The following is a 13512-nucleotide window of genomic DNA, read 5'->3' as shown; positions in this document are numbered from 1 at the left end:
GTGCGATGGGATTCGTGGCCGGAGGCACCCCGGAGAAAGCCTCGTCGAACGGAGAAGCGGACTCGAAGCAGGTCTCGTCGCCGGACGAGGGCAGCGCGGTCAAGCCTTGCCCCTGCGATCCGGAAAAGACGATGAGCCCGCAGATGAAGGCCGACATCGCCGCGGTCAACGCGAAGCTCGACACGGCCATCACGAACAACCAGAACAACCTCGATTCGAAGATCGCCTCCTACAAGAAGAAGGGCTGGCCGACCGAGGGTGATCCGAACCTCGAGAACCTCAAGCGGCGCGGCGACGAGCTCAAGCAACGCAAGAAGGACCTGAACGACAAGATCAACGAGTGCGCCTGCCACGGCGACGGCCTCATGAACCTGGCGAACGTCGTGTACAACGAGGCGGGCTCGCACAGCATGAACGCGAAGACGGCCGTGGCCTACGCGTACATGAACCGCACGAAGGGCGTCGCGCGCGCGCCGGTCAGCAGCTCCGAGATCTCGCATTACAAATCGATCGGGACGCGCGCGCAGGGCATCACCGACAGCACCTCGGGGCTCTTCGCGAAGCAGATGACGGACTCGATCGAGGCCGCCTGCCGCAGGCTCCGCGACAAGGATCCGGCGAAGAACGATCCGACGAACGGCTCGACGCACTGGGTGAGCCCCGACGCGCTGCCGGCCTCGGCCAACGGCTGCGGGAACGGCTTCTTCGCAAACGGGGGGCGCTGCTTCCCCACCTGGACGGACAAACGCTGGGAGCCCGGCGTCCTCGAGACCGAGGCCGAAGGCGTGCGCCGCGGCGAGTTCATCTTCTACCGCGGCGTCCGTTACTAGAGGCTCAAACGAACAGGCGATCGAGCCACGCCGCGAGTTTTTCCTCGTCCGCCGGCTGGCTGCGATAACCGACGTACCCGTCGGGCCGCACCATGTAAATGCTCTCGGAGCGCGCGCCGAAGCGCCGGTGCAATTCCCCGTCCGGATCGGAGAGGACGGGCACGTCCGCGGGCAAAGCCGTGGGGACCTCGGTTCCCGGGACGATGACATACGCCCGCACGCGCTCGCCGAGCCGCGCACGCGCCGCGTTCACGATGCGCCCGAGCCGCTCGTAGCCCTCGTTCGTCGCGGCCGCGCCGTCGAAGCAGAGCAGCGTGTGCTGCGTGCCGCGGAGGAGGTTGTGCAGCGTGTCGCTCCCGACGGGCATGTCCGGCACGCGCGCCCCGGGCGCGGGTCCGTCGCCGAAATGGATCCAGTCCGACAAACCCGGGCGTTCGTCCGAGCCAGTCAGGCGGATGTTCCACAAGGACGATTGATCCTGCCCGACGATCGGGCTCTTCGGATAAGCGACCTCGATCTGCGACACCGTCCGCCCGGCGCGCTCCTTCACGAAGCCGAGGCTCGTCACGAAGTTCATGAGGTGGTTTCTGATCCCGATCGTGAGCGGGCTCTTCAGCGAAAGCGCTGTCTGGAGGCCGCGCGTGCTCACGTCCGTGAAGCGGAGCGTCTCCGCGGCCACGGGCCGCCGTTCGGCCTCGTACGAGTCGAGGAGCGCGTCTCTCCCCACGCCGCGCGCCACGAGCGCGAGCTTCCAGGCGAGGTTGTACGCGTCCTGGATCCCCATGTTCATCCCCTGCCCGCCCGCCGGGCTGTGAATATGCGCCGCGTCGCCGGAGAGGAACACACGGCCGACGCGGTAATGCGGCGCGAGGCGACAATGAATGCGGAAGTCGATCATCCACGCCGGATCCCCGAGCGACGAGCCCGCGGGGCCGCGCTCTTTCAAGAGCGCCTGGAAGGTCTCCAGTTCGACGGGGCGATCGTCGCTCGGGTCGACGAACGTGAGCATGCGATACCGCCCCTCGCCCGGCAGCGGGAAGAAGCCGAGCATGCCGTTCGGCCCGAGGAAAATCGCGATCTCGTCGTCGTGCACGGCGACCGGGAGCTCGACGCGGACGTCGGCCTGCATGAGGCGCACGTCGTACGTCGAGCCCTCGAACGGCAGGTCGAGCGTCTTGCGGACGGTGCTGTGCGAGCCGTCGCAGCCGAGCAGATACGGCACGCGCACCTCCTCGACCCAGCCGTCCTCGGCCGCGAGCGCGGCCGTCACGCCGCCCTCGTCCTGCGAAAAACCCTGGAGCTTGACCTTGCGCTCGACCTTCACGCCGTACGCGCGCTCGAGGTGCTCGGCGAGCACGATCTCGGTCTCGCGTTGCGACAGGCTCAGCAGAAAGGCATAAGGCGAGTCGATCCCGCCGATCTCGACCCGCGCGATACGTTCGAGCGTGGGCGACAGGATGCGCGCCCCCGCGACCTGCCGGCCGCGCGCGAGGATGGGGTCGATCACGCCCATGTCGTGGAAACATTCGAGGGTGCGGGCGTGGATGATCTGCGCTTTCGACCAGATCGAAGGGCCTTCGCCCTGGTCGATGATCCGGCACGAGAGCCCGTGCCGCGAGAGCTCCGCCGCCATCACGAGCCCCACGGGGCCCGCCCCCACCACGAGCGCATCCAAAGCCATCGCCGCTCCCTCCGTTCGCCGCGCCGAACGCCGCGGCCCTCCGGCATCATACTAGGAAATCGGCATGTTCGAGGGGTAGGATTCGCACGATGCCGGAACGAAAGGACTTCGGGGATGCCCTCGTGAAGGCCGCGCGCGCGCCGATCCAGGCCGCGAACGTGCGCCTCGGCGAGGGAGCGATCGGCGAGGGGATCGCCGCGCTCTCGAAGGCCGATCTGCTCGCCGGCCTGCGGCAGGGCATCGAGAATGCCGCCGCGGTCTTCAAGTTCCGGAGCGTCGACGTCGAAGCGCTGCTGCCGTGGGACGCGCTCCTGCCCGCGCTCGATCGCCTGGAGGCCGCCCAGATCGCCGCGCTGCGCGCCGTGCAGCAGCATGCGATCGCGGTGGGCGGGCCGCTCTCGGGCCCCACGCGAGGCGCGCCCTTCGACGCGCGAAAGCAGACGGGCGCCGAGGCGCTCTTCAAGGTCTCGAAGCGGTTCGCGACAGAGCCGCTGATCTCGGGGCCGATCGAGCTGCTCGGCACGGAGGTCTCCGGGTGGGAGACGCTCGTCTCGCAGTGCGGCGATCGCCTCGAATCGAGCCCGCTGCACGCGCGGTATACGCGGCGGAGGCTCCTCGTCCGCGCCGCGCTCGTGGTGGTCATCCTCGGCTCGTTCTCGGTCGCGGGGCGATCGGCCTACAAGACGAAGCAGATCGAGAACGCGCGCGCCCGGGTCGACGCCGCGCTCCGCGCCGAGGATCCGTGCGCGGTCGAGAAGCTCGCGCCCGAGGACATCGCGCTCGCGATCCCGGAGCAGGTGACGGCCGAGAAGTCGCGCCTCGAAGCTTGCGCGTCCGGCCGGGCCCGCGCCAAGTACGTCGCGGCGTGCGAGACGCTCGCGAAAAACTTCGAGGCGGGCAAGCTCTCGCCGGACGACCTCGCGCTCGCCAAGGAGGCGGGGCCGCGCCTCGAACGCGCGCAGAAGCGCGAGCTCGGTGAGGGCGATCTGCTCGCGACGCCGAAGGACATGCCTTGCCAGGACAGCCCCTCGAAGGACCGGTTCTTCGGGACGTACGCGACGGCGGCGGCGGAGTCGAAGAAGGTGTGGACCGAGGCGACGCGCGCCTCGGACGACCTGCGCGACGCGCTCGGCGGCAAGGACTTCGCCACGAAGCCGTACCGGGACGAACTCTCGCGGCGCGCCGAACCGGCGGCGGCGAAGGCGATCCTGAGCGGAAAACCCGAGGACATGGAGCTCGGCCAGAAGCTCTGCGACTTCGCGGCGTCGTTCGGGATCGAGCGCGGGAAAAAATGCACGGGGCTCGCGGCGGTCCTGGCGAAGAAGCGGTGAGAGGGAGGCTTCCTTGAACCTCGAACGGTTTTGCCTGGCCCACCCGGGCGCTTTCTTGATCCCGGCCGAACACCTCGACGAGGGCTCCGTCTCGGCCGACGTGCGGGCGCTGCTCCGCGAGGGGCGAGGTTTGTCGGAACAGCATATCTCATTGTTCGAACGTGGCTATCGGCTCTACCGCGAGCGCGCGGCCTCGCTGCACGCGCGCGCGCCGGGCTCGTGGCTGCCGCCGCGCAAGGCGAACGTCCTCCTCGTCACGGATCCCTCGCGCGTCCGGCCGTACAGCGCGCCTTTCCTCGGCGTCACGTGGACGCTCTATGCCTCGGACCTCGACCCTCTGCGCTCGCACGAGGAGTTCGTCTGTCATCAGATCTTCCACGTCGAGCGCCTCGCCTTCCTCAAGGCCCTGCGCGCGGCCGTCTGCTTCAACCTGAGTTATTTCCTCACGCGGACCGAGGACGAGCTGCACGATTTCTCGCGGGCTGCCTCTCGCTCGACGCGGCCCGACGCGCCGGCCTTCGTGGCCCTCGCCCGCGCGCTGCCCTGGATCCGAACGCTTTATCACCTCCCGCTGCGCGAGCCGCCTGCCGCGATGAGCGAGTCGCTCGGCCACGTCGACGGCGCAGATCTTTTGATCCCCAAGGGAACACGTCCGGACCTGCTCGCCCTCTTCGGCGCGTTCGACGCGGCGGCGCGCGAGATGGAGGCAACGTTTCTCGCGGCGCAGGCGCCCCGCAGAGCGGAGCAGGAGGCGGTCGATTCCGTGTGCGGTTTTCTTTCGGAGGAGCGGCCGGACGTCCTCGTCGTGGAGCCACCCGATCGGGTGGTGTACCGGCCGGAGGACGCGACGAACCTCGACGAGGCCCGCCGAGCGCTCGCGCCCCTCACCTCCCCGCGCGTGGCCGAGAGCTTGCGCGATGATCTCCGGCTCGTGAGTGACAAGAGTCGCGCCGTGCTCGCGACGCTGCGGGATCCGGACGTCTTATCGCGGACGAGCTCCGAGGTGGAGCTCGGAGGCGGCGTATACGTGCGGGCGGATCTGCGCCGCATCGTGTACGAGTTGCGCCAGCCCGGCTTCGATCCGCTCCGCGAGGAAGGGCCGCCGTACCACCGTCAGCTCCTCGCCGCCCGCGTGGTCCACGAATGGGGCCACCTCGTGCACGAGGCCGGCCTCGTGCGTATCCCCGAGGCGCGAATGCCCGAATACGCCGAGGCCCTCGCCGCGCTCGAAACGAGCTGGGACGCGCTCGTCGCCGCCATGCCCGCCCGCCTCGCCGAGGACGTGAACAGCGAGCTCGACGAGATCGGCGCCGACCCTGCGCACCCCGGGCGCGCGCTCGCCCGGGTCATGCTCACGCGGATCACCGATTACGCGTCGAACGTGTTTTTCCGGAGCTACCTGCGGAGCGAGGAGCTCGAATCGTACGTCCGGACGAACGTGCGCCACCACCTGAACGAGGACCTCGGCCCGCTCGCGCAGCTCGCGCGGCACGCGGTCGAGGTGCAGTACCTCGGGCTCGCGTCGTTCGAGGACCCGATCCGTTACTTCCTGGACACGTCTTATTTCGAGGCGTATTTCGTCCGGACCGGGGTCTTTTCCGAGGCGCACGTGCGGGCGCTCTTCGCGGCGACGGCGCGGCTCTGCGCCTGCTACGAGCTCGATCACGAAGCATTCGTCGACATGCCTCGAGCGGCGGACGACGGCGCTTCTCGAAAATGAGACGGGCCGTCGCAAAGATGCGACGAAAGGTCCCTCGACGCCGCGCCGTAGCTTGGGTAGGGGGGCGCATGCGAGCGGCATCTCTGACATCGATCGGGCTCTTGTTCGTCCTCGGGGCGACGGCGTGCGGGGAGCGGAGCGGCGCACCCGAGGAGCGACCGGGTGACATTGCGGCACGGCCGAGCGCCGCGCCGGCGGAGATGCCGATCGCGCTCCGTGCCGCGGTGATCACGGCGAGGCAGGCCGAAGCCGGGGAGGCGTATCGTTTCGCCCGGAGGGAGCCGGGGCGACCGCTCCGCGCGGACAATCCGGCGCAAGGGTTCGTCGCGGAAATGGACGCCGCGTCCGTTCGGATCACGAGCTCCGCGGGCGTTGGCGAGGCCTTCCAGGCTTCCATGACGTTCGCGGGTTTCGGCTGCGAAGGCGACGTCCGCGCGCCGGCCCCCGCCGAGCCCACGGCCACGGAGAACCGCACGGAATACCGGCGCGGCGACGTGACGGAGTGGTACGTGAACGGCCCGCTCGGGATCGAGCAAGGCTTCGACGTCGCGAAGGCGCCGGGCTGCAAGGACGGGCTCTCGCTCGAAATGGCCGTGTCGGACGGGCTCGCGCCGGCGCTCGCGCCCGAGCGGGACGCGATCGAGCTCGTCGATGACGGAGGCCTCGCGCGGCTTCGTTACGGCGAGCTGTTCGTCACCGACGCGACGGGCAAACCCGTGCCGGCCTCGCTCGGCGCGCAGGGCGGGCGCATCACGATCCACGTCGACGACGCGGGCGCCGTGTACCCGCTCCACGTGGATCCGCTCGTGGCCATCCCGCGCTTCAAGATCGTCGTGTCCGGCAACCAGGGCGCGGATTATTTCGGCAGCGCCGTCGCGATCGACGGCGACACCGCGATCGTCGGCATGTTCGGGAACAACAACGCGAACGGCACGGACGCCGGCGCGGCCTGGGTGTTCGTCCGCAATGGTTTCAACTGGAACCCGCAGAGCAAGATCCTCGCGCCGAGCGGCGCCACGACCGACTATTTCGGCCGGTCCGTCGCGGTGCACGGGAACACGGCGATCATCGGCGCCGACGGCGACGACACCCCGGGCGGCGCGGACGCCGGCTCGGCCTACGTCTTCGTCCGCAGCGGCGGCTCGTGGACGTTCCAGTCTCAGCTCCTCGCGTCCGACGGCACGGCGGGGGACGGGTTCGGCTCGGCGGTCGCGGTCAGCGGCGACACCGCCCTCGTGGGGGCCCATTTCGCTCGACCCGGAGCGATTTACGACGCGGGCTCGGCCTATGTCTTCGTGCGGAATGCGGGCGTCTGGACGGAGCAGACGAAGTTCGTCGCAAATCCAGGCAACTCGGGGGCCTGGTTCGGCCACACGGTCGCGCTGGAGGGCGACACCGCGCTCGTCGGCGCGCCGCAAGGAGGCACGGCGGGCGAGGCCTACGTGTACGCGCGGAGCGGGGGCGTGTGGACCGAACAGGCGAAGCTCGTCTCGGGGGATGCGGCGTCGGGCGACGGCTTCGGCAATTCGGTCGCGCTCAGCGGCGAGACGATCGTCGTCGGCGCGCCGTACGACGACACGGCGGCGGGCGCGAACGTCGGGTCGGCATACGTCTTCGTGCGGAACGCGGGCGTCTGGTCGCAACAGGCGAAGCTCACCGCGAGCAACGCCGCGACGAGCGCGCTCTTCGGCAACGCCGTCGGCGTCAACGCAAACACGGCCGTCATCGGCTCGTGGGACGCCGATTTCGCGGCGGGCCAGAACTCCGGCGCGGCATACGTGTTCCTGCGGAACGGCGTCACGTGGACGGAGCTTTCGCCCATCGTGGCGACGGATGCGGCCTCGGGCGATTTCTTCGGCCGCAGCGTGGCCGTGAGCGGCAAGCACGTCCTCGTCGGGGCCGATTACGACGACATCGGCTCGAACGGCAACGCCGGCTCGGCGCACGTCTTCGAGATCTTCCAGCAGCTCCCGAACGGCGCGGCCTGCAACGTCGCCCTGGAGTGCGAGAGCGGCTTCTGCGTCGACGGCGTCTGCTGCAACAGCGCCTGCGGAGCCAGCAATGCGGGCGATTGCCAGGCGTGCAGCGTGGCCCAGGGCGCGGCCGTGAACGGCACGTGCAGCCCGCTCGCGAGCGGCACGGTTTGCCGCGCGGCCGTCAGCGTTTGTGACGCCGCGGAGACGTGTAACGGCGTGGCGACGTCCTGCCCGGCCGATGTCTACGCGCCGGCCGGCACGACGTGTCGCGCGGCGGCGGGCGGTTGTGACGCGGTGGAGACCTGCACCGGAAACAGCACCACCTGCCCGGCCGACGCCCTCATCCCCGCCGGCACGACGTGCCGCGCGGCGGCGGGCGCCTGCGACGTCGCCGAGGTGTGCTCGGGCAGTAACGTGGATTGCCCCGTCGACGCCTTCAAGGCGACCGGCACGTCCTGCCGCGCCTCCGCGGGCACCTGCGACGTCGCCGAGGTGTGCCCCGGCAACGCAGCCGCTTGCCCCCAGGATACCTTCAAGGCCGCCGGGACCACCTGCCGCGCCTCCGCGGGCACCTGCGACGTCGCCGAGCTTTGCACTGGCAACGCCGCCGCTTGCCCCGGCGACGCCTTCTTCGCCGCAGGCACCACCTGCCGCGCTGCCGTGGGCGCCTGCGACGTCTCCGAGGTGTGCTCGGGCGCTACATCGGCGTGCCCCGCCGATACCTTGATGCCCGCCGGGACCACCTGCCGCGCCGCCGCGGGCGCCTGCGACGTCGCCGAGCTTTGCACCGGCAACCTCCCGGCCTGCCCCGGCGACGCCTTCGTGCCTGCCGGCACCACCTGCCGCGCCTCCGCGGGCGCCTGCGACGTCTCCGAGGCGTGCTCGGGCGCTGCAGCGGCCTGCCCTGCCGACACCTTGGTGCCCGCCGGCACCACCTGTCGCGCCTCCGCGGGCGCCTGCGACGTCGCCGAGGCGTGCACCGGCGCCAGCGTGGCCTGCCCTGCCGACGCGCTCGCGGGACCTCTCACGATCTGTCGTCCCGCGGGTGGACCTTGCGACGTGGCCGAGACGTGCACCGGCGCGAGCCTCGACTGCCCGTTCGACGTCGTGGCCGACGTGATGACGATCTGCCGCGACATGGCCGGCCCGTGCGACATCCCGGAGAAATGCGACGGGGTCAGCAAGGCCTGCACGGCGGATTTGATCGCCGACACGACGGTCACGTGCCGACCGGCCGCGGATGCGTGTGACGCGACGGAGAAATGCACCGGCGTGGGCGTGGCGTGCCCGCTCGATGTGTCGGCCCCCGATGGGACGGCGTGTGGCAATGGGGTTTGCCTCGACGGCGAATGCTCGGGCGCGGGCGGCAGCGGTGGCGCAGGCGGCAGCGGTGGCGCAGGCGGCAGCGGTGGCGCAGGCGGCAGCGGCGGCGCAGGCGGCAGCGGCGGCGCAGGCGGTAGCGGCGGCGCAGGCGGCAGCGGCGGCGCAGGCGGCAGCGGTGGCGCAGGCGGCAGCGGTGGCGTGGGCGGCAGCGGCGGCGCAGGCGGCGCAGGTGGCGCAGGCGGCAGCGGCGGCGCCGAGGAGGTCGATCCCTCGGACCAAAGCGGCTGCGGCTGCCGTGTGGTCGGCATGCGCGACGAGCGCGATTCGACCATCCCGCTCGCCTTGTTTTCGCTCCTCCTCGCCGCGGCGACACGTCCCTTCCAGCGACGCCGCTCCCGGTCCTAACGAACCCGCTCCCGCAGATCCGGCTGCGTCCGCGGATCCTTGAAGGTCACGTCGCTCGTCGAATACGCGTTCGACACGCCCCCCAGGACGGCCGAAATGGGCAAGAGCAACACGAGCCCGGTGAAACCCACCGCCGAGAACGCGGTCTGCGCGCCCTTGTCCTCGACGAACGGGGCGCCGATCGCCCCCGTGAGCATGAGGGCGCCGCCCGCGATGATCGTGCCGATGAAGACACGATACAGCGTGTCGTGCGTCGATTGAGGCGTCGTCTTCACGTCGAGCCAAACCACGGGATCCTGCGGCGAGTAGAGGTCGAAGCTCCGCGTGGGGCCGGCCCCGGAGGCCTCGACGTGAAACGACGCGCCCTTGCGCACCGGGATCACGCGCTCGCAGGGCGCGGCGCAGACGGGGACATCGTTGTCGTTTCGCTCCTCGACGAGCTTCGCGGCAGGATGATCCGCGTCGATCCGGACGAACACCCGTTGCTCCGGCACGACGGCCACGCTCTCGGGCCTCGGCCCGCTCGGCGGGCGGCGCGGCGGCGCGCAGGCCACGAGCCCGAGGAGGAGCGTTGCGCCGAGACAAACCGTTTTTCCGTGTAGAACAGAGGTCATCGGGCGCCTCAGAACCGGACGGTGACCATGCCGCTGGCCGCGCCGCGTACGGGATCGGGGCGCACCTCGACCGTGGTGTTCGAAAGGACGAACAGCGGAATGCCGACTGCCATGGCGACGCCGCCGCCGATCGCGGCGCCGAGGCAGCCGTATTTGATCCCGTCCTCGACCCCGTCCCCGCTCCCGAGCGCGTCGCCGACGGCCGCGAGGACGAAGATGACCCCGGACATCACCGCCGCGCCGCCGCCGAGCACCGTCAAGACGCCCCCCGTGTAGAGACCCGCGTGGCTGCCCGTGTCGACGCGCAGCCGGACCCGCGGCCCCGCGGCCCCGATCGAAAACAAAGGCGCGCTGGGAAAGGTGCCCTCGACCGAAAAACGATCCGCCGGATCGAAGCGAATGATCCGATCGCAAGGCGCCGTGCAAACGACGTCGCCGAAGCGGCCGACGTTGCGCCGTAGCGAGAGCGGCGCGTCGGACTCGATGTGCACGAAGGCCTCGGCCGTGGGCGTGGGGCGCGGATCGGGCGCGTCGTCGCCCCGCGCGTACGGGCTCCCGAGGAGAAACGCGAGGCCGAGGAGGAGGGGGTGCAAACGCATGGAGGCCCGAAGGCCTCCATTCTACATGGGAGCGGACGAATCAGTCGATCGAAGGCTTCACGCCGAGCTCTTGCAGGACGTTGTCCGCCCCCTCGACGTCCATCACCCAGAGCACGTACCGCAGGTCGACGTGGATCGTCCGCGTGATCTCCGGCAGGAAGATCACGTCCGAGGCCATCGCCTCGTAATTGCCGTCGAACGCGAGGCCCACGAGCTCGCCCTTGCCGTTCAGCGTCGGCGAGCCGGAGTTGCCGCCCGTGATGTCGAGGTCGCTCAGGAAATCCACGGGCACCTCGCCGAGCGACGCGTCCACGTACGGCCCCCACTTCTTCGCCTTCACCGCCGCGAGCAGCTTCGAGGGCGCCTCGAACGGCTCCTTGCCCGTGTGCTTCTCGGCCATCTGCGAGGTGGTCGTGAACGGCGTGTAGATCGGCGCGTCCTTCGTCGGCCGATAGCCACGCACGCTGCCGTACGTCACGCGCAGCGTCCCGTTCGCGTCGGGCGCGATCTGCTGGCCCATCATCTTCTGGAGCGCCTCGAAATACTTCGGCCGGAGCAGCGCCATCGCGCCGTCGAACGATTTGCCCCGATCCTCGGAGGCCTTGTACGCGGGGCGCAGGGCCAGGGCGAGCTTGATGAGCGGGTCCTTGCTCTTCTTCAAATCGTCGAGCTTCGCCGTTTTGAAGAGCTCGAGCCGCGCCTTCTCGTCCTCGAGCTTCGTCCCCTCGTAAAGGCCCTTCACCGCCTTCTCGATCGACGCCGCGTCGAGCTTCTTGCCCACGATCGTCGCGACGAACGCCGGCCGCTCCTTCTCGGGCAGCTTCGCGATCCGCTCGAGGGCGAGCTTCAGCATCGCCTGGTCGATCGACCGGTCGTACGAGACCGACAGGCGCGCCATCTTTTGCTCGTGGCGCTTCCAGTTGCGCTCCTGGAACTCCGGGTCGCGATCGGCGTCGGCCTTCGGGCGCTCCTCCGCGATCCGCACGATCGACGAGGCCGCCTGGATCAGGCTCGCGCTCATCATCACGTCGCCGAGCGCCATGTCCTCCTCGCGCGTCTTCTTCCGCTCCGCGACGAGCGCCTCGATCTTGGCGATCACGTCGCCATAAGCGGCCTTTCGCTCCGCGTCCCCGCCGATCCACGACGCGAGCTCGGCGTCCTTCTTCGCGCGCTCCGCGGCCACGCCGCCCTTGCCGAGGCCCTCGGCCAGGCCCTTGATCTTCGTGAGCGCGTTCGAGATGCCGCGCAGGAAGGGGTTCGCCTTGATCGCGATCTCCTCCTTTTGCTTGCTCAGCGACTCGAGCACCTTCACGCCCTCCTCGAAGGCGGCGATGCGGCGCGGATATCCCCATTCGAGCGCTTCCTTGATCTCGAACGAGGTGCGCAGCCGGTTCGTGGTGCCCGGGTAACCCGCGACCATCACGAAGTCGTTCGGGGCGAGCGGCTTCTGCGCGAGGCGCAGGTAGTGCGCGGGCTTGTACGGGACGTTCGTCTCCGCGTGATCCGCGGGCTTCTGATCCTTGCCCACGTAGGCGCGCAGGAACGAGAAGTCGCCGCCGTGGCGAGGCCAGCGCCAGTTGTCGATCTCGCCGCCGAAGTTGCCGACGCCCTCCGGCGGGGCATACACGAGGCGCACGTCGCGGATCTCGAGCTGCTCGACGAGCAGGTACTGCGCACCGCCGAAGTACGCCTTCAGCGAGCATCGCACCTCGGGCCGATCCTTCTCACACGCCCCGACGAGGCTCTTCTCGCGCGCCTCGATCTGGTCGCTCCGCGCCCGATCGTTCGGCAGCTTGTCGAGGCCGTCGCGGACCTCCTTCGTGACGTCCTTGAACGAGCGGGTCACGAAGATGCGGTTCGTGGGCCCGGCCCACTTCTCGTCGGCCCGCGTCTTCGCGAGGTAGCCGTCGTTCACCACGTTCTGCTTCGGCGTCGCGTTGAACTGCAGGATGCCGGTCACGCAGTGGTGGTTCGTGACGATGAGGCCATCGGGCGACACGAACGAGGCCGAGCAGCCGCCGAGGCTCACGACCGCGCCGAGCGGGGGCTGCATCGGATCGGTGAGCGCCTTCGGATCGAGCTCGAGGCCCGCGCCCTTGAGCTTCGCGTCATGCTCGGCGAGCTGCGAGGGCACCCACATGCCGCCGGGATTCTCGAAAGGCTTGCGCTCGGGTCCCTTCACCTCCGCCGCCTTCGTGTCCTCCTTCGGCCCTTCCTTCACGCCGTCGGTCGACGACGAAGACGTGGCCGATTCAGCGGGGGGCACAGGCTCGGCGCCGCAGCCGAGGCCGAGGCCGAGGGTGGAAACGAGCAGCGCCAGTGCAGAAAAAGAGTTCGTCGGGCGAGGCATGGCGAGCCCTGTAGCACCTTTCTTCTGTTGACGCAGTCCCGCGCAGGCGGCGATCCTCTCGGACCATGCGCACCCTGACGGCGATCCTTGCTTGCTCGTTTCTCCTTGTCGCGATCCCCTTCGTCGGCTGTTCGGGAGGCGGCGCGAATAACAATACTTCGTCGACGGGAAACTTCTCCGGCGCGGGCGGCGGTGGCCAGAGCAACGGCTGCAACAACAACCAGCCGGATGGTTTCTGCAACTACCACGGCCAGAACCCCGAGACCTGCGAGTGCCCCGACTGCGTCGATCAGGCCGCGTGCGTCGGCACCTGCCAGGACAACGACACCTGCGACAACGGGGAGATGGGGACCGAAGATTGCACGTGCAACGATTGTTACTTCAAGGTCGCCAGTTGTCCCCCGGCAAACGTCGGCTGTGACGACGACGGCGAGTGCTTGATCAACGAGGACTGCACCTGCGGCGATTGCACGAATACCGACCGGTGCACGATGAACTGCACGAACAACGGCTCGTGCGTCGAGTACCTCGAAGGTTGCTCCTGCAACGATTGTAAGCCGCTCGAGAAGTGCGGCGGCAGCGGCGCCGCGTCGAGCACGAGCGCATCGTCGAGCACCGCGGCGTCCACGGGCGCGGGCGGCGCGGGCGGCGCGGGCGGCGCCGGTGGGGCCGGCGGCGCGGGC

The 13512-nt window shown here is 69.7% G+C and carries 9 protein-coding genes; 5 read left to right on the top strand and 4 right to left on the bottom strand.

The genetic code is table 11. The features are described 5' to 3' along the window. Nucleotides 1-5 precede the first annotated feature (5 nt). Entirely contained in the window at nt 6-830 is an 825-nt protein-coding gene (locus QHF84_RS30135) for a hypothetical protein (protein WP_281316911.1), read from the top strand. Nucleotides 831-834: 4 nt separating this feature from the next. Here the strand turns inward: QHF84_RS30135 and QHF84_RS30130 are convergent, their stop codons facing one another. Continuing rightward, nucleotides 835-2511: an FAD-dependent monooxygenase gene (locus tag QHF84_RS30130; RefSeq protein ID WP_281316910.1), complete on the bottom strand. Its 1677-nt coding sequence runs from the start codon at nt 2509-2511 to the stop codon at nt 835-837. Nucleotides 2512-2600: 89 nt separating this feature from the next. Between QHF84_RS30130 and QHF84_RS30125 the strand changes: the two genes are divergently transcribed. The 3 genes from QHF84_RS30125 (at nt 2601) to QHF84_RS30115 (ending at nt 9266) form a co-directional block, all read left to right on the top strand. After that, complete coding sequence (locus tag QHF84_RS30125; RefSeq protein ID WP_281316909.1) at nt 2601-3842, top strand: hypothetical protein; 1242 nt, start codon at nt 2601-2603, stop codon at nt 3840-3842. Nucleotides 3843-3855: 13 nt separating this feature from the next. Then, a complete protein-coding gene (locus QHF84_RS30120; protein ID WP_281316908.1) occupies nt 3856-5562 on the top strand; it encodes a hypothetical protein in 1707 nt (568 codons plus the stop codon). 68 nt (nt 5563-5630) lie between these two features. Continuing rightward, a complete protein-coding gene (locus QHF84_RS30115; protein ID WP_281316907.1) occupies nt 5631-9266 on the top strand; it encodes a hypothetical protein in 3636 nt (1211 codons plus the stop codon). Here QHF84_RS30115 and QHF84_RS30110 read toward each other — a convergent pair. From QHF84_RS30110 to QHF84_RS30100, 3 genes are read right to left on the bottom strand one after another with little or no spacing between them, the layout of a single operon-like run. Continuing rightward, nucleotides 9263-9880, bottom strand: a complete 618-nt coding sequence (locus QHF84_RS30110) for a hypothetical protein (protein ID WP_281316906.1) — start codon at nt 9878-9880, stop codon at nt 9263-9265. The two genes, QHF84_RS30115 and QHF84_RS30110, sit on opposite strands and share 4 nt — an antisense overlap. A gap of 8 nt (nt 9881-9888) precedes the next feature. Next, nucleotides 9889-10479, bottom strand: a complete 591-nt coding sequence (locus tag QHF84_RS30105) for a hypothetical protein (protein ID WP_281316905.1) — start codon at nt 10477-10479, stop codon at nt 9889-9891. A 40-nt stretch (nt 10480-10519) separates the two neighbouring features. Further along, nucleotides 10520-12829 carry a S46 family peptidase gene (locus QHF84_RS30100; RefSeq protein ID WP_281316904.1) on the bottom strand — a complete coding sequence of 770 codons (2310 nt, stop codon included), beginning with the start codon at nt 12827-12829 and terminating at the stop codon, nt 10520-10522. A 65-nt stretch (nt 12830-12894) separates the two neighbouring features. Here QHF84_RS30100 and QHF84_RS30095 point away from each other — a divergent pair. Then, on the top strand, nt 12895-13512 hold a 618-nt coding region (locus tag QHF84_RS30095; protein ID WP_281316903.1), incomplete at its 3' end, for a hypothetical protein.

This window comes from Polyangium sp. y55x31 (assembly GCF_029946505.1).
In the GTDB taxonomy this organism is placed as follows: Bacteria; Myxococcota_A; Polyangia; order Polyangiales; family Polyangiaceae; genus Polyangium.
Note: the sequence above shows the minus strand (reverse complement) of the source record. Positions and strands in the feature narration are given on the sequence as shown.